Annotated in this window: 16 protein-coding genes; 15 read left to right on the plus strand and 1 reads right to left on the minus strand. The window is 61.2% G+C overall.

What is annotated here, in order from left to right; all coding sequences use genetic code 11:
* Window positions 1-28 precede the first annotated feature (28 nt).
* Window positions 29-820 carry a CPBP family intramembrane glutamic endopeptidase gene (locus HBJ59_RS01880; protein ID WP_003219003.1) on the plus strand — a complete coding sequence of 264 codons (792 nt, stop codon included), beginning with the start codon at window positions 29-31 and terminating at the stop codon, window positions 818-820.
* An 84-nt stretch (window positions 821-904) separates the two neighbouring features.
* Window positions 905-2,470: a PAS domain-containing methyl-accepting chemotaxis protein gene (locus HBJ59_RS01885; protein WP_167662629.1), complete on the plus strand. Its 1,566-nt coding sequence runs from the start codon at window positions 905-907 to the stop codon at window positions 2,468-2,470.
* Window positions 2,471-2,551: 81 nt separating this feature from the next.
* Here the strand turns inward: HBJ59_RS01885 and HBJ59_RS01890 are convergent, their stop codons facing one another.
* Window positions 2,552-3,241: an alpha/beta family hydrolase gene (locus HBJ59_RS01890; protein ID WP_167662630.1), complete on the minus strand. Its 690-nt coding sequence runs from the start codon at window positions 3,239-3,241 to the stop codon at window positions 2,552-2,554.
* Window positions 3,242-3,320: 79 nt separating this feature from the next.
* On the opposite strand from HBJ59_RS01890, the gene ccoN (HBJ59_RS01895) reads away from it, so the two are divergent.
* The 13 genes from ccoN (HBJ59_RS01895) to HBJ59_RS01955 all read left to right on the plus strand — a co-directional run bounded on the left by ccoN (HBJ59_RS01895) (window position 3,321) and on the right by HBJ59_RS01955 (window position 15,681).
* Window positions 3,321-4,745, plus strand: a complete 1,425-nt coding sequence (gene ccoN, locus HBJ59_RS01895; protein ID WP_167662631.1) for a cytochrome-c oxidase, cbb3-type subunit I — start codon at window positions 3,321-3,323, stop codon at window positions 4,743-4,745.
* Window positions 4,746-4,755: 10 nt separating this feature from the next.
* The gene (gene ccoO / locus HBJ59_RS01900) at window positions 4,756-5,364 is read left to right on the plus strand and encodes a cytochrome-c oxidase, cbb3-type subunit II (protein WP_076017220.1); all 609 of its coding nucleotides are present in this window, start codon (window positions 4,756-4,758) and stop codon (window positions 5,362-5,364) included.
* A 3-nt stretch (window positions 5,365-5,367) separates the two neighbouring features.
* Window positions 5,368-5,574, plus strand: a complete 207-nt coding sequence (locus tag HBJ59_RS01905) for a cbb3-type cytochrome c oxidase subunit 3 (protein ID WP_008437576.1) — start codon at window positions 5,368-5,370, stop codon at window positions 5,572-5,574.
* Window positions 5,571-6,518: a cytochrome-c oxidase, cbb3-type subunit III gene (gene ccoP, locus HBJ59_RS01910; RefSeq protein ID WP_076017219.1), complete on the plus strand. Its 948-nt coding sequence runs from the start codon at window positions 5,571-5,573 to the stop codon at window positions 6,516-6,518. The genes HBJ59_RS01905 and ccoP (HBJ59_RS01910) overlap by 4 nt, the downstream gene beginning before the upstream one ends.
* 473 nt (window positions 6,519-6,991) lie before the next feature.
* Window positions 6,992-8,434: a cytochrome-c oxidase, cbb3-type subunit I gene (ccoN, locus tag HBJ59_RS01915; protein WP_076017218.1), complete on the plus strand. Its 1,443-nt coding sequence runs from the start codon at window positions 6,992-6,994 to the stop codon at window positions 8,432-8,434.
* Window positions 8,434-9,042: a cytochrome-c oxidase, cbb3-type subunit II gene (gene ccoO, locus HBJ59_RS01920; protein WP_003193167.1), complete on the plus strand. Its 609-nt coding sequence runs from the start codon at window positions 8,434-8,436 to the stop codon at window positions 9,040-9,042. The genes ccoN (HBJ59_RS01915) and ccoO (HBJ59_RS01920) overlap by 1 nt, the downstream gene beginning before the upstream one ends.
* Before the next feature lie 5 nt (window positions 9,043-9,047).
* Window positions 9,048-9,233, plus strand: a complete 186-nt coding sequence (locus HBJ59_RS01925) for a CcoQ/FixQ family Cbb3-type cytochrome c oxidase assembly chaperone (RefSeq protein ID WP_008437575.1) — start codon at window positions 9,048-9,050, stop codon at window positions 9,231-9,233.
* On the plus strand, window positions 9,230-10,207 hold the full coding sequence (gene ccoP, locus HBJ59_RS01930; protein WP_076017217.1) for a cytochrome-c oxidase, cbb3-type subunit III: 978 nt from the start codon (window positions 9,230-9,232) through the stop codon (window positions 10,205-10,207). Before HBJ59_RS01925 ends, ccoP (HBJ59_RS01930) begins: the two co-directional genes overlap by 4 nt.
* A gap of 171 nt (window positions 10,208-10,378) precedes the next feature.
* Window positions 10,379-10,633, plus strand: coding sequence for a type II toxin-antitoxin system Phd/YefM family antitoxin (locus HBJ59_RS01935; RefSeq protein ID WP_010176379.1), 255 nt, complete (start codon window positions 10,379-10,381; stop codon window positions 10,631-10,633).
* The gene (locus tag HBJ59_RS01940; RefSeq protein ID WP_076017216.1) at window positions 10,633-11,043 is read left to right on the plus strand and encodes a type II toxin-antitoxin system VapC family toxin; all 411 of its coding nucleotides are present in this window, start codon (window positions 10,633-10,635) and stop codon (window positions 11,041-11,043) included. The genes HBJ59_RS01935 and HBJ59_RS01940 overlap by 1 nt, the downstream gene beginning before the upstream one ends.
* Before the next feature lie 207 nt (window positions 11,044-11,250).
* Window positions 11,251-12,666 carry a cytochrome c oxidase accessory protein CcoG gene (gene ccoG / locus HBJ59_RS01945; RefSeq protein WP_076017215.1) on the plus strand — a complete coding sequence of 472 codons (1,416 nt, stop codon included), beginning with the start codon at window positions 11,251-11,253 and terminating at the stop codon, window positions 12,664-12,666.
* A gap of 16 nt (window positions 12,667-12,682) precedes the next feature.
* Window positions 12,683-13,222: a FixH family protein gene (locus HBJ59_RS01950; RefSeq protein WP_010176382.1), complete on the plus strand. Its 540-nt coding sequence runs from the start codon at window positions 12,683-12,685 to the stop codon at window positions 13,220-13,222.
* 8 nt (window positions 13,223-13,230) lie between these two features.
* Window positions 13,231-15,681: a heavy metal translocating P-type ATPase gene (locus HBJ59_RS01955; protein ID WP_167662632.1), complete on the plus strand. Its 2,451-nt coding sequence runs from the start codon at window positions 13,231-13,233 to the stop codon at window positions 15,679-15,681.
* Window positions 15,682-15,701: the final 20 nt, after the last annotated feature.

The following is a 15,701-nucleotide window of genomic DNA, read 5'->3' on the forward strand; positions in this document are numbered from 1 at the left end:
CAGATTTCGATAGTCACAAGGATTCCACATGCTTGCTCTGCCATGGCTGTATCTGGCGCTTCTTTCCATCGGCTATGTACTCGCCTTGAGCTACGGGCAACTGGGTTTGATGGCGGCGTTGTCCGTCGCCATGTTGCTGCTGGCCGGGTTTGCCGTGCGCCAGCAGCGAAATCCTTGGGTGCGCTATCTCGGCCACGGCCTGTTTATCGTGCTGGCGCTGGGGCTGGCGATGCATTGGCTGCCGGGGTTCTACAACGGTCGCGGGATAGCACCGCAGCGCTTTACTGATGATGCCGTGCCGTTCTCGATGTACCTGAACCAGGACAAGCCGCTGATCGGCTTTTGGCTGCTGCTGGCCTGCCCATGGATTGTGGCGCGACGGTCATTGCGCCTGTCGATCTATGCCACGGCGCTGGCATTGACCCTGACGGCGATTGCCGCACTGGGCGGTGCTGCGTTGCTGGGCGTCATCAGTTGGGCGCCGAAGTGGCCGGAACAGGCGTGGCTGTGGGTGTTGAACAACCTGCTGCTGGTAACCCTGGTGGAGGAAGCGCTGTTTCGTGGGTATATCCAGGGCGGCCTGAGCCGGCGCTTCAAGCAGTTGCCCTATGGTGAAAACCTCGCGCTGTTGCTGGCCGCGCTTTTGTTCGGCCTAGTCCACCTGGGCGCAGGCTGGCAGTGGACCCTGCTGGCGACCATCGCCGGCCTGGGCTACGGCCTGGCGTATCGCTTTGGTGGGTTGGGCGCGGCGATCGTCACGCACTTCGGCTTGAACCTGCTGCATTTCGGGTTGTTTACCTATCCGATGCTGGCGGGCTGAGGCTGAGCCGATTGTTGCAAAAATAAGTTAAATAAAACCCCGTAGCGGCCGACAACTCATCAAAGCCTTGCGGATTGAACAATCATGCGTAATAACCAACCCGTTACCCAGCGCGAACGTACCTTCCCCGCTCAGCAACGGTTGATCTCCACCACGGATGCCAAAGGCGTGATCACCTACTGCAACGACGCCTTTGTCGAGATCAGTGGGTTTTCCCATGACGAACTGTTGCGTGCCCCGCACAACCTGGTTCGTCATCCGGATGTTCCGGCGGCAGTGTTCGCACATATGTGGTCGACGCTCAAACAAGGCTTGCCATGGATGGGCATCGTCAAGAACCGCTGCAAGAGCGGTGATCACTATTGGGTCAACGCCTACGTGACACCGGTCTTCGACGGCAATCAGGTGATCGGCTACGAGTCGGTGCGGGTCAAGCCCACCGCCGAGCAGATCCGCCGTGCCGAGGCGCTTTACCAGCGTATCAACCAGGGCAAGTCGGCGATTCCGAGCAGTGACAAGTGGTTGCCGGTGTTGCAGGACTGGCTGCCGTTTATCCTGGTCAGCCAACTGAGCTTCCTGATCGGTGTATGGCTCGACTCTCATTGGGGCTTTGCCCTGGCCGCCGCACTGTCGGTGCCGCTGGGCCTGTTGGGCCTGAGCTGGCAACAGCGCGGGCTCAAGCGTTTGCTGCGCTTGGCCGAGCAGACCACGTCCGACCCGCTGATTGCGCAGATGTACACCGACAGCCGCGGCGCCCAGGCGCGCCTGGAGATGTCGATCCTCAGCCAGGAGGCGCGCCTGAAGACGTGTCTTACCCGTTTGCAGGACACGGCTGAACACCTCAACTCCCAGGCGGCGCAGTCCAATACCCTGGCGCATAACAGCTCCAGCGGTCTTGAGCGTCAGCGCGTGGAGACCGAACAGGTGGCCACGGCGGTCAATCAAATGGCCGCGACGACCCAGGAAGTCGCCAGCCATGTGCAACGCACCGCCGATGCCACCCAGGAAGCCAATCGCTTGACCGGGCGCGGCCGTGATATCGCCGGCGAAACCCGCGAGGCGATTCAGCGCCTGTCGGTGGCGGTCGGGGAAACCGGTGTGACGGTGACCCAACTGGCCAAGGACAGCGATGAGATCGGCGGCGTGGTGGATGTGATCAAAGGCATCGCCGACCAGACCAACCTGCTGGCGCTGAACGCGGCCATCGAAGCGGCCCGTGCCGGCGAGATGGGCCGGGGCTTCGCAGTGGTGGCCGACGAAGTGCGGCAATTGGCTCAGCGTACCAGCGAGTCCACCGGGCAGATTCACGCGCTGATCGCCAAGCTGCAACAGACCGCCAATGCCGCCGTACAGACCATGGACGCCGGGCATCGCCAGGCGGAGGAAGGTGTGGCGCGGGTGATGGAAGCGGACCAGGCGCTGATCGGGATCAGTGAAGCGGTGGCGCACATCACCGACATGACAGCGCAGATTGCGGCGGCGACCGAGGAGCAGAGCTCGGTGGCGGAAGAGATCAGCCGTAATATCAGCACCATTGCGCTGTTGGCGGACCAGACATCGGAACAGGCCCTGAACTCGGCGCAATTGAGTGAAGAGCTGACGCATACCGCCAATACCCAGTACTCGCTGGTGGAGCGGTTCAACCGGTAAATCGCTTTCGCGAGCAAGCCCGCTCCCACATTTGGAATGCATTTCAAATGTGGGAGCGGGCTTGCTCGCGAAAGGGTCCTATCAGGCGCCGAGAAACCCGGCCACCCTCACCGCCGCAGCCTCCAAATGCTGCTCATGACTAAACCCCGAAGCCTTCAACGGCTTCAAATCATGATCCCCCGCTACCAACCACATCACTTCGATGCTCGCCGACAACACATACCCCTCCACCGCCGCCCGATTGCCAAGCGCATCCCGCTCACCCTGCACAATCAACGTCGGCGTCTTCAGCCCGGCCAGATGCTCGGTCCGGGGTTTCTCCGGCTTGCCCACCGCATAAAACGGATAACCCAGGCACACCAACGCATCCGCGCCCAGTTCATCCGCCAGCAAACTGGCCATCCGCCCGCCCATGGACTTGCCGCCAACCGCCAGTTTCCCAGCGACATGACGTCGCACCTCGGCATACACCTCACGCCAGCATTCCAGCAGTTTCGGGGCCGGATTGGGTGGGCGTTTGCCGCCGTCCACACGGCGCTGGGCCATGTAGGGAAACTCGAAGCGCAACACGTTCACGCCATGCCCGGCAAGGCGTGCAGCCATGTCATTCATGAATCCCGAGTCCATCGGCGCACCCGCGCCGTGGGCCAGGATCAACGTCGCGGGCGTACGCGCGATAGACCCTGTGGCGACATCCCACAACCAGCCGCGTTCCCGCACACACTGCGCCCATTGATCCCCGTCAATACTGGCCTTGTGCTCTTTGCCCATGCTTGCCTCGCTTTTTAGTCTGCCTATAACTCCAGCCCAAGTGCCGCATTTGCTTGGGTTGAACCGTGGATGGGGAACCATGAACACTACTTTAAGTACCGCCTATAACTACAAGGTGGTCCGCCAATTCGCCATTATGACGGTGGTGTGGGGCATCGTCGGCATGGGGCTCGGGGTTTTTCTCGCTGCCCAGTTGGTATGGCCCGAACTCAACTTCAATTTGCCCTGGACCAGTTTCGGCCGTTTGCGCCCGCTGCACACCAACGCGGTGATCTTTGCCTTCGGCGGTTGCGCGCTGTTTGCCAGCTCTTTCTACTCGGTGCAACGCACCTGCCAGACCCAGCTGTTCGCCCCCAGGATCGCGCAGTTCTGCTTCTGGGGCTGGCAACTGGTCATTGTGCTGGCCGCGATCACCTTGCCGCTGGGCTACACCAGCTCCAAGGAATACGCCGAGCTGGAATGGCCGATCGACATCCTGATCACCATCGTCTGGGTGGCCTACGCCATCGTGTTCTTCGGCACGGTGGCCAAGCGCAACACCAAGCACATCTACGTCGGTAACTGGTTCTTCGGTGCGTTCATCATCACCGTGGCCATTCTGCATATCGTCAACAACCTGGAAATCCCGGTCAGCCTGACCAAGTCCTACTCGCTGTACGGCGGTGCGACGGATGCCATGGTGCAGTGGTGGTATGGGCATAACGCGGTAGGCTTTTTCCTCACCGCAGGCTTCCTGGGGATGATGTACTACTTCGTGCCGAAACAGGCCGAGCGTCCGGTGTATTCCTATCGCCTGTCCATCGTGCACTTCTGGGCACTGATCACCCTGTACATCTGGGCCGGCCCTCACCACTTGCACTACACCGCGTTGCCGGACTGGGCACAGTCCCTGGGCATGGTGATGTCGCTGGTGCTGCTGGCGCCAAGCTGGGGCGGGATGATCAACGGCATGATGACCTTGTCGGGCGCCTGGCATAAGTTGCGCAGCGACCCGATCCTGCGCTTCCTTGTCGTGTCTCTCGCGTTCTACGGCATGTCGACTTTCGAAGGGCCGATGATGGCCATCAAGACGGTCAACGCCCTCTCCCACTACACCGACTGGACCATCGGCCATGTTCACGCCGGCGCCCTCGGTTGGGTAGCGATGATTTCCATCGGCGCGCTGTACCACATGATCCCGAAAATCTTCGGTCGAGAGCAGATGTACAGCGTCGGCCTGATCAACGCGCACTTCTGGCTGGCCACCATCGGCACCGTGCTCTACATCGCTTCGATGTGGGTCAACGGCATTGCCCAGGGCCTGATGTGGCGTGCGGTCAACGAAGACGGCACCTTGACCTACTCCTTCGTCGAAACCCTGGTGGCCAGCCACCCAGGCTTCATCGTGCGGCTGGTGGGCGGGGCGGTCTTCCTCAGCGGCATGTTCCTGATGGCTTACAACACGTGGCGCACCGTGCGTTCGGCGCAGCCTGCCGAAGTGATCAACGCCGCGCAGATGGCCTGAGGAGTCGATGATGAAACACGAAACCATTGAAAAGAACGTCGGCCTGTTGATGCTGCTGATGGTGCTCGCCGTGAGCATCGGCGGCCTGACCCAGATCGTGCCGCTGTTCTTCCAGGATGTGACCAACAAGCCGGTGGAAGGCATGAAGCCCTACACCGCGCTGCAACTGGAAGGCCGCGACATCTACATCCGCGAAGGTTGCGTACAGTGCCACTCGCAGATGATCCGTCCGTTCCGCGCCGAAACCGAGCGCTACGGCCACTACTCGGTGGCCGGTGAAAGTGTGTGGGATCACCCGTTCCTGTGGGGCTCCAAGCGCACCGGGCCGGACCTGGCCCGCGTCGGCGCGCGCTACTCGGACGACTGGCACCGCGCGCACTTGTACAACCCGCGCAACGTGGTGCCGGAATCGAAGATGCCGGCGTACCCATGGCTGGTCACCGCTGCGGTCGACAGCAGCCACACCGAGACCAAGCTCAAAGTGATGCGCACCCTCGGCGTGCCGTACACCGACGACGACATCGCCGGCGCCGTGGCCTCCCTCAAGGGCAAGACCGAGATGGACGCGCTGGTTTCGTACCTGCAAGTGCTCGGCACTGCCATCAAGAGCAAGAGGTGAGCCATGGGATTTGATTTCGATGCTGGAACCATCCGCGGGCTTGGCACGCTGGTCGTGGCCATCGCCTTCATCGGCTTGTCGCTGTGGGTGTTCAACTCCCGGCGCAATTCGGAGTTCGCCGAAGCCTGCCTGCTGCCGTTTGCCGATGAACCGCTACCGCCAACCCCCGACGCTCAAGAAGAGCCTGCAACAAGGAGCAACCGGCCATGACTACCTTCTGGAGTACATGGATCTGTGTACTGACCCTCGGCAGCCTGATCGGGCTGACCTGGCTGTTGATCGGCACCCGCAAGGGCGAGACCAAGGGCAGCGTGGACCAGACCATGGGCCACGCCTTTGACGGGATCGAGGAGTACGACAACCCGCTGCCGCAATGGTGGTTCATGCTGTTCGCCGGCACCCTGGTGTTTGCCGTCGGCTACCTGATCCTCTACCCGGGCCTGGGCAACTGGAAAGGCGTGTTGCCGGGCTATGAAGACGGCTGGACCCAGACCAAGGAATGGGACAAGGAGATGGCCAAGGCCGACGCCAAGTTCGGGCCGATCTTCGCCAAATTCGCGGCCATGCCGGTAGAAGAAGTCGCCAAGGACCCGCAAGCGCTGAAAATGGGCGGCCGCCTGTTTGCCTCCAACTGCGCGGTGTGCCACGGCTCGGACGCCAAGGGCGCCTATGGCTTCCCGAACCTGGCAGACAACATCTGGCGCTGGGGCGGCTCGGCGGACGCAATCAAGATGACCATCATGAATGGCCGTCATGCAGCGATGCCGGCCTGGGGTGAAGTGCTGGGTGAAGACGGTGTGAAAAACGTCGCGGCCTACGTGCGCCATGAACTGGCGGGCCTGCCGTTGCCGGCCGACAGCACGGCGGATGTCGCGGCGGGCCAGGTGGCGTTCAGCACCACCTGTGTCGCCTGCCACGGCCCGCAAGGCCATGGTGTGGAAGCCATGGGCGCACCGAACCTGACGCAGCCCAGCGGCTTTATCTACGGCACCAGCCTGGCGCAGTTGCAGCAGACCATTCGCCACGGCCGCCAAGGCCAGATGCCCGCGCAGGAAGTGCTGCAAGGCAATGACAAGGTGCATTTGCTCGCGGCCTACGTCTACAGCCTGTCCCATAACGCCGATGGCGCAACGCCTGACAGCCAACCCGAGTAATCGCGCAATACCCAAAAGCCGCGCCTGATTCAGGTGCGGCTTTTTTGCGACCCATTGTCGCACCCTTCCGATCAGCGACTTTCCCCTCCTGCCATTCGGGTCTACGCTTGTTTGCACAGTGGACTGGCATTGGCCGGTCGACGGCCGACTTGCACTCGATGGGTTGAAACATTTCTGCTCGATGACAGGCGCAAAGGCTGGTACTTACCGGCTGTCGTGCCACTGACCACTCGTCACCCGAGCTGCTTGTTTACACACACTCAGTTACAAGTACCTTCGACCCGCTTAAAATCCTGTCCAAGTCGTCAACTTTTAACCCTGAATTTTGTCCTTACGCCAAACATGGAAAGGGCGCAGAATCTGGTTTGGAACGCATTGACGCAGGTCACCTTGCGTTGCAATGGAATCTTGCTTTCTCCATACTTGCGACCGATTTTTACCCTATAAAAAAACCTAAACCGTGGAACCTTAGAATGAGCACAGCAATCAGTCCGACTGCTTATAACTATAAGGTAGTCCGCCAGTTCGCCATCATGACGGTGGTCTGGGGGATCCTTGGCATGGGGCTCGGTGTCTTCATCGCCTCGCAACTGGTTTGGCCAGAGTTGAATTTTGGCCTGCCATGGACGACGTTTGGACGCCTGCGCCCGCTGCACACCAACCTGGTGATTTTCGCCTTCGGTGGATGTGCACTGTTTGCCACTTCTTACTACGTCGTGCAGCGAACCTGCCAAACGCGACTGATTTCCGATGCATTGGCTGCCTTTACCTTCTGGGGCTGGCAAGCGGTCATCGTTGGCGCGATCATCACCCTGCCGCTGGGCTACACCACCACCAAGGAATACGCCGAGCTGGAATGGCCGATCGCCATTTTGCTGGCGATTGTCTGGGTGACCTACGCGGTGGTGTTCTTCGGCACCATCGTCAAGCGCAAGACCAAGCACATCTACGTCGGCAACTGGTTCTACGGGGCGTTTATCCTGGTAACGGCGATGCTGCACATCGTCAACCACGCTTCCTTGCCGGTGAGCTTCTTCAAGTCCTACTCGGCCTACGCCGGTGCGACGGACGCGATGATCCAGTGGTGGTACGGCCACAACGCCGTAGGCTTCTTCCTCACCACCGGTTTCCTGGGGATGATGTACTACTTCGTGCCGAAACAGGCCGAGCGTCCGATCTACTCCTATCGCCTGTCCATCGTGCACTTCTGGGCGCTGATCACCCTGTACATCTGGGCCGGTCCGCACCACCTGCACTACACCGCATTGCCGGACTGGGCACAGTCCCTGGGCATGGCGATGTCGATCATCCTGCTGGCCCCAAGCTGGGGCGGCATGATCAACGGCATGATGACCCTGTCGGGCGCCTGGCATAAATTGCGCACCGACCCGATCCTGCGGTTCCTCGTGGTATCCCTGGCGTTCTACGGCATGTCGACCTTCGAAGGCCCGATGATGGCCATCAAGACCGTCAACTCGCTGTCCCACTACACCGACTGGACCATCGGCCACGTACACGCCGGCGCTCTCGGTTGGGTAGCGATGATCTCCATCGGTGCGCTGTACCACATGATCCCGAAACTGTTCGGCCGTGCGCAGATGCACAGCGTCAGCCTGATCAACACACACTTCTGGCTGGCCACCATCGGTACCGTGCTCTACATCGCCTCGATGTGGGTCAACGGCATCACCCAGGGCCTGATGTGGCGTGCGATCAACGACGACGGCACCCTTACTTACTCCTTCGTCGAAGGGCTGCAAGCCAGCCATCCGGGTTACATCGTGCGCGCCCTCGGCGGTGCGATCTTTGCCAGCGGCATGTTCTTCATGGCCTACAACGTCTGGCGCACCGTGCGTGCCTCCGACCCTAAAGAAGCCGAAGCCGCCACCCAGATCGCCGTTGTGGGAGCTCACTGATGAAGCATGAAGTAGTCGAGAAGAATATCGGCCTGCTGGCCTTCTTCATGGTCATCGCCGTGAGTATCGGCGGCCTGACCCAGATCGTTCCGCTGTTTTTCCAGGACGTGACCAACAAGCCGGTGGAAGGCATGAAGCCGCGCACCGCCCTTGAGCTGGAAGGCCGCGACGTCTACATCGCCAACGGCTGTGTCGGCTGCCACTCGCAGATGATCCGTCCGTTTCGCGCCGAAACCGAACGCTACGGCCACTACTCGGTAGCCGGTGAAAGCGTATGGGACCACCCGTTCCTGTGGGGCTCCAAGCGCACTGGCCCGGACCTGGCCCGGGTCGGCGGTCGTTACTCCGATGACTGGCAGCGTGCGCACTTGTACAACCCGCGCAACGTCGTGCCCGAGTCGAAAATGCCGGCGTACCCGTTCCTGGTCGAAAACAAACTCGACGGCAAGGACACCGCCAAGAAGATGGAAGTCTTGCGCACCCTCGGCGTGCCTTACACCGACGAAGACATCGCCGGCGCGGCAGCTGCCGTGAAGGGCAAGACCGAAATGGACGCACTGGTGGCCTACTTGCAAGGCCTTGGCACCATCATCAAAAGCAAACGGTGATCGAGATGGATATCGGGATGATTCGAGGCCTGGGCACCGTTGTCGTGATGGTGGCCTTTATCGGCCTGGCCTTGTGGGTGTTCAGCCCCAAGCGCAAGTCGGAGTTTGAAGACGCGACGTTGCTGCCCTTCGCGGATGATCCCGAAGCCATCAAGCACGTCGTAGAAGCGTCTAGGAGTAACAAAGAATGACTACGTTCTGGAGTCTGTACGTCACAGTCCTCAGTCTGGGTACCATTTTCGCCCTGACCTGGCTGCTGCTGTCGACCCGCAAGGGCCAGCGCGCCGAGCAAACCGATGAAACCGTTGGCCACTCGTTCGACGGTATCGAGGAGTACGACAACCCGCTGCCAAAATGGTGGTTCATGCTGTTCGTCGGCACCATCATCTTCGCCCTCGGTTACCTGGCGCTGTACCCCGGCCTGGGCAACTGGAAAGGCCTGCTGCCGGGCTACAACTACCTCGACAACGACAAGCAAACCCCCTTCGCCAACGGTCAGACCGGCTGGACCGGCGTGCACGAATGGGAAAAGGAAATGGCCAAGTCGGACGCCCGGTTCGGGCCGATCTTCGCCAAGTTCGCTGCCATGCCGATTGAAGAAGTGGCCAAGGACCCGCAAGCCTTGAAGATGGGTGGCCGCCTGTTCGCCTCCAACTGCTCGGTGTGTCACGGTTCCGACGCCAAGGGCGCGTATGGCTTCCCCAACCTGACCGACGCCGACTGGCGCTGGGGCGGTGAGCCGGCCACCATCAAGGAAACCATCATGAAAGGCCGCCACGCGGTGATGCCGGCCTGGGCCGAAGTCATTGGCGAGCAAGGCGTGGCCGACGTGGCCGGCTTTGTGGTGACCAACCTGGATGGCCGCAAACTGCCGGAAGGCGCCAAGGCTGACGTGGCCAACGGCGAGAAACTCTTCGCCGCCAACTGCGTGGCATGCCACGGTCCCGCCGGGAAAGGTACCCCCGCCATGGGCGCACCTGACCTGACCCACCCGGGCGCGTTCATCTACGGTTCGAGCTTCGCGCAACTGCAGCAGACCATCCGTTATGGCCGTCAGGGCCAGATGCCTGCGCAAGAGCAGTTGCAGGGGAACGACAAGGTGCACCTGCTGGCGGCGTATGTTTACAGCCTGTCCCATGGGGACAAGCCGGCGGACGCCGAGTAAGGCAAAACGGTAATAAAAAACGGCCCCGCCAGCGAAAGTTGGCTGGGCCGTTTTGATTTCAATCCAAAAAAATCCGGCGCTACCTAGCAACGTATCTACATTTGAGGTTGATCAAGAAAAACCGCAGTAGTAACGTATCTACATTCGTACCCCATGAGGAGGCTAGCCCCCATGACCATCACCACCATCTCCAGCCGTGAATTCAATCAAGACACAAGCGGTGCCAAAAAAGCCGCCCGCCAGGGCCCGGTTTTTATCACTGATCGGGGCAAGCCTGCCCATGTACTGCTAAGCATTGAGGACTACCAAAAACTGACAGGCCTCAATGCCGACATCGTTGACCTGTTGGTGATGCCAGAAGCGGCAGATATCGAGTTCGAAACCGAACGCGCCGTGATCATTCATCGACCCGTGGACTTCTCTTGATGTATCTACTCGACACCAATGTCATTTCTGAACTGCGCAAACCCCAGGCCGATGCCAACGTGGTCGCCTGGGCCAAAAGTGTCATCGCACCACGGATGTATATTTCAGCCATTACCTTGAAGGAACTGGAAACAGGGGTCCTGCGCATGGAGCGGCGTGACCCCGCTCAGGGGAAGGTTTTGCGCACATGGCTCAAGCGCCATGTAATGCCGGCGTTTGATGCCAGAATCCTTCCGATTGATGCAGCCGTTGCCCTGCGCTGTGCCAGCTTGCATGTGCCAGACCAAGCAAACGAAAGTGACTCGCTGATCGCTGCGACCGCGCTGGTTCATGGTCTGACAGTGGTCACCCGCAACATCAGTGACTTTCAATCCAGCGGCGTCGCGCTGATCAATCCCTGGGACGAATGACCGGTAAGGCTGCAAAAACCGTCCATACTTCACAAGTCAATTGATCCAGATCACGTACACCATCAATTGATTTCCCCCAACGCGACCAAAGGTCGCACCCGTCGAAGGGTACCAGGGGCGTATCATTAGGCCACTGCAACACCCCTATTTTGACCCCGGTTGGCACGTACTGGCCGAGGCAAATCTCCACTGCCGTGGGATGCAATGATGAGCAACCAGATTCCGGTACATGACGTTACCCCGCCTGCCAAAAATTCAAGCAACACCGTCGATCTCTACGCATCGCGGGAGAAAATCTACACCCGCGCCTTCACCGGTTTGTTCCGCAATTTGCGGATGCTCGGTGGCGCCGGTTTGTTCCTGCTCTACTTCGGCACCGTGTGGCTGAACTGGGGTGGCCACCAGGCCGTGTGGTGGAACCTGCCGGAGCGTAAGTTCTTTATTTTTGGCGCGACCTTCTGGCCCCAGGATTTCATCCTGCTGTCGGGCATCCTGATCGTCGCGGCGTTTGGCCTGTTCTTCATCACCGTGTATGCCGGACGCGTCTGGTGCGGCTACACCTGCCCGCAAAGCGTGTGGACCTGGATCTTCATGTGGTGCGAAAAAGTCACCGAAGGCGACCGCAACCAGCGCATCAAACTGGACAAGGCGCCGATGAGCGCCAACAAGTTCCTGCGCAAGCTCAGCAAGCACAGCCTGTGGCTGATCATCGGCTTCGTCACCGGCATGACCTTCGTCGGTTACTTCTCACCGATCAGGGAACTGGTGTTCGACTTCTTCACCGGCCAGGCCGATGGCTGGTCGTATTTTTGGGTAGGTTTTTTCACTCTCGCTACCTACGGCAACGCCGGTTGGCTGCGCGAGCAAGTGTGCATCTACATGTGCCCATACGCACGTTTCCAGAGCGTGATGTTCGACAAGGACACCCTGATCGTGTCCTACGACCCGCGCCGTGGCGAAACCCGTGGCCCGCGCAAAAAAGGTATCGACTACAAGGCCGAGGGCCTGGGGGATTGCATCGATTGCACGATGTGCGTGCAGGTGTGCCCCACCGGCATCGACATCCGTGACGGCCTGCAGATCGAATGCATCGGCTGCGCGGCCTGCATCGACGCCTGCGACAACATCATGGACAAGATGGAGTATCCGCGCGGGCTGATCAGCTACACCACCGAGCACAACCTGTCGGGGCAGAAAACCCATAAACTGCGCCCGCGCCTGATCGGTTATGCCCTGGTGCTGCTGGCGATGATGGGCTTGTTGGCAGGCGCATTCTTCATGCGTTCTCTGGTGGGTTTCGACGTCAGCAAGGACCGAGTGCTGTACCGCGAAAACGCCGAAGGCCGGATCGAAAACGTCTACAGCCTGAAGATCATGAACAAGGACCAGCGCGACCACACTTACGTGCTGGAAGCCGCAGGCCTGCCGGACCTCAAGCTGCAAGGCCGGCGCGAGATCAAGGTGGCTGCCGGGGAAATCTTCAGCATGCCGGTGGAGCTGTCGAGCGCACCGGAACAACTGCCGTCGAGCACCAACGAGGTGAAATTCATCCTCAAGGATGCCGATGACGACAGCGTCCACATTGAAGCCAAGAGCCGATTCATCGGCCCACAAATTCGCTAAACAAGAGAGCAGAACAATGCCCGCAGCAACTGCCGCAAGCCCCTGGTACAAGCACCTCTGGCCCTGGATCATCATTGGGATCCTGGCCTGCTCGGTGACGTTGACCTTGTCCATGGTGACCATCGCGGTGAACAACCCCGACAACCTGGTCAACGACAACTACTACGAGGCCGGCAAAGGCATCAACCGCTCACTGGACCGCGAGCTACTGGCCCAGACCCTGCAACTGCGTGCCAAGGTGCACCTGGATGAGTTGACCGGCGAAGTCGAGTTGCACCTGACCGGCAACAGCGGGCCCGGCACGCTGGAACTGAACCTGATTTCGCCGACCCAGCCGGAGAAGGATCGCAAGATCATCCTGACCCGCAGCGACAGCGAGCCTGGCCGCTACATCGGCCAGGTGACCGACAAGGTCGAAGGCCGCCGCTTCGTCGAATTGCTGGGTGTGGAAGGCGACAGGACCTGGCGCATGTTTGAAGAAGAACAGGTCAGCCATGACAAGGACTTGCTGCTGGGCGACGAGCCGCTGCAGGGTGCTGAAGACCTGAAAAAATAGCATCGGCCATGACCACCCCAATTCCTTGCTACCACTGCGCCCTGCCCGTGCCGCCCGGCAGCCGGTTCACCGCCGTGATTCTCGGCGAGTCCCGCGAGCTGTGTTGCCCGGGCTGCCAGGCGGTGGCTGAGGCGATTGTCGCCGGTGGCCTGGAAAGCTATTACCAGCACCGCAGCGAAGCCTCGGCCAACCCCGATGCGCTGCCGGTGCAACTGGTGGACGAGCTGGCGCTGTATGACCGTGCAGATGTGCAAAAGCCCTTCGTGCGCCACGACGGTGATCTGTCGGAAGCCACGCTGTTGATGGAGGGCATCAGTTGCGCTGCCTGTGGCTGGCTGATCGAAAAACACCTGCGCAACCTGCCGGCCGTGGCCGAGGCGCGGCTGAACCTGTCCAACCACCGCCTGCACGTGCGTTGGGCCGATGGGCAACTGCCACTGAGCCAGCTGCTCGGCGAGTTGCGCCACATCGGCTACGCCGCCCACCCGTACCAAGCCGACCGCGCCGCCGAACAACTGGCCAGCGAAAACCGTCTGGCGTTGCGTCAATTGGGCGTGGCCGGGCTGTTGTGGTTCCAGGCAATGATGGCAACGATGGCCACCTGGCCGGAATTCAATATCGACCTGAGCCCCGAGCTGCACGTGATCCTGCGCTGGGTCGCGATGTTTCTTACAACACCAATCGTGTTCTACAGCTGCGCGCCCTTCTTCAAAGGCGCGATGCGTGACCTGCGTACCCGCCACCTGACCATGGATGTCTCAGTGTCGCTGGCGATCGGCGGTGCGTACCTGGCCGGGATCTGGACTGCCATCACCGGCACCGGCGAGCTGTATTTCGATGCAGTCGGCATGTTTGCCCTGTTCCTGTTGGCCGGACGCTACCTGGAGCGCCGCGCCCGGGAACGTACGGCGGCGGCGACCGCGCAGTTGGTCAATCTGTTGCCGGCTTCGTGCCTGCGCATGAGTGCCGATGGGCAAAGTGAACGGATCCTGCTCAGCGAACTGGCCTTGGGCGACCGGGTGTTGGTGCATCCGGGCGCGGTGCTGCCGGCAGACGGCATCATCCTCGACGGCCAGTCGAGCATCGACGAATCCCTGCTGACCGGCGAGTACCTGCCGCAGCCGCGCCAGGTCGGCGATGCCGTTACCGCCGGCACCCTCAACGTCGAAGGCGCGCTGACCGTCGAAGTCCGCGCCGTGGGCCACGACACGCGCCTGTCGGCCATCGTGCGCCTGCTGGAGCGGGCCCAGGCGGAAAAACCCCGGCTGGCGGAAATCGCCGACCGCGCCGCCCAATGGTTCCTGTTGTGTTCGTTGATCGCCGCTGCTGTGATCGGTCTGGTGTGGTGGGAGCTGGACTCGTCACGGGCGTTCTGGATTGTCTTGGCGATGCTGGTTGCAACCTGCCCTTGTGCCCTGTCCCTGGCGACGCCAACCGCCCTGACGGCAGCCACCGGCACCCTGCACAAACTCGGCCTGCTGTTGACCCGGGGCCACGTGCTGGAAGGCCTGAACCAGATCGACACAGTGATTTTCGACAAGACCGGCACCCTCACCGAAGGCCGCCTGGCCTTGCGCGCCATCCGTGCGCTGGGTGTGCTGGGCAGCGACGAATGCCTGAGCCTTGCTGCCGCGCTGGAGCAACGTTCTGAACACCCGATTGCCCGCGCATTCGGCCGCGCACCACTGGCGGCGGATGAAGTGCTCAGCATGCCGGGACTGGGGCTGGAAGGCATTGTCGGTAAACGCCGGTTGCGCATTGGCCAGCCGGGTTTTGTCTGCGAATTGAGCGGCTGCGCTCTTCCCGCCTCGCCAAAGGAAGCCGGGCAATGGTTGCTGCTGGGGGACGCCGACGGCGCACTCGCCTGGTTTGTTCTGGATGATCGCCTGCGCAGCGACGCCCCCGCCCTGCTCGCCGCCTGCAAGGCCCGCGGCTGGCGCACCTTGCTGCTGTCCGGCGACAGCTCGCCAATGGTCGCCAGCGTCGCCCTTGAGCTGGGCATCGATGAAGCCCACGGCGGCCTGCGCCCAGACGACAAGCTGCAAATGCTGCAACAGTTGCACAAGGAAGGCCGCAAGGTGCTGATGCTCGGTGACGGCGTCAACGACGTGCCGGTGCTGGCCGCCGCCGATATCAGCGTGGCCATGGGCTCGGCCACCGACCTGGCCAAGACCAGTGCCGACGCGGTACTGCTGTCGAACCGCCTCGACGCCCTGGTACAAGCCTTTACCCTGGCCCGGCGCACCCGTCGGGTAATCATTGAAAACCTGCTGTGGGCCGGGCTGTACAATGGCCTGATGTTGCCGTTTGCCGCCCTCGGCTGGATCACCCCGATCTGGGCGGCGATTGGCATGTCCCTCAGTTCGTTGACCGTGGTGCTCAACGCCCTGCGCCTGACTCGCATGCCGAGCACGCCAGCCGCGAACGCCGCCCCCGTAACCCGTCCGCTGCCGGCTTGAGCCGCGCGGGAATGGAGTGC

This window comes from Pseudomonas sp. AN3A02, from assembly GCF_011765255.1.
Taxonomy (GTDB): domain Bacteria; phylum Pseudomonadota; class Gammaproteobacteria; order Pseudomonadales; family Pseudomonadaceae; genus Aquipseudomonas.

Coding starts and splice junctions, on each gene's coding strand:
- ccoP (WP_076017219.1), top strand. CDS start 5,571: ATGACTACCTTCTGGAGTACATGGATCTGTGTACTGACCCTCGGCAGC.
- HBJ59_RS01885 (WP_167662629.1), top strand. CDS start 905: ATGCGTAATAACCAACCCGTTACCCAGCGCGAACGTACCTTCCCCGCT.
- ccoN (WP_076017218.1), top strand. CDS start 6,992: ATGAGCACAGCAATCAGTCCGACTGCTTATAACTATAAGGTAGTCCGC.
- ccoG (WP_076017215.1), top strand. CDS start 11,251: ATGAGCAACCAGATTCCGGTACATGACGTTACCCCGCCTGCCAAAAAT.
- HBJ59_RS01955 (WP_167662632.1), top strand. CDS start 13,231: ATGACCACCCCAATTCCTTGCTACCACTGCGCCCTGCCCGTGCCGCCC.
- HBJ59_RS01905 (WP_008437576.1), top strand. CDS start 5,368: ATGGGATTTGATTTCGATGCTGGAACCATCCGCGGGCTTGGCACGCTG.
- HBJ59_RS01935 (WP_010176379.1), top strand. CDS start 10,379: ATGACCATCACCACCATCTCCAGCCGTGAATTCAATCAAGACACAAGC.
- HBJ59_RS01925 (WP_008437575.1), top strand. CDS start 9,048: ATGGATATCGGGATGATTCGAGGCCTGGGCACCGTTGTCGTGATGGTG.
- HBJ59_RS01950 (WP_010176382.1), top strand. CDS start 12,683: ATGCCCGCAGCAACTGCCGCAAGCCCCTGGTACAAGCACCTCTGGCCC.
- HBJ59_RS01890 (WP_167662630.1), bottom strand. CDS start 3,241: ATGGGCAAAGAGCACAAGGCCAGTATTGACGGGGATCAATGGGCGCAG.
- ccoP (WP_076017217.1), top strand. CDS start 9,230: ATGACTACGTTCTGGAGTCTGTACGTCACAGTCCTCAGTCTGGGTACC.
- ccoN (WP_167662631.1), top strand. CDS start 3,321: ATGAACACTACTTTAAGTACCGCCTATAACTACAAGGTGGTCCGCCAA.
- ccoO (WP_003193167.1), top strand. CDS start 8,434: ATGAAGCATGAAGTAGTCGAGAAGAATATCGGCCTGCTGGCCTTCTTC.
- HBJ59_RS01880 (WP_003219003.1), top strand. CDS start 29: ATGCTTGCTCTGCCATGGCTGTATCTGGCGCTTCTTTCCATCGGCTAT.
- ccoO (WP_076017220.1), top strand. CDS start 4,756: ATGAAACACGAAACCATTGAAAAGAACGTCGGCCTGTTGATGCTGCTG.
- HBJ59_RS01940 (WP_076017216.1), top strand. CDS start 10,633: ATGTATCTACTCGACACCAATGTCATTTCTGAACTGCGCAAACCCCAG.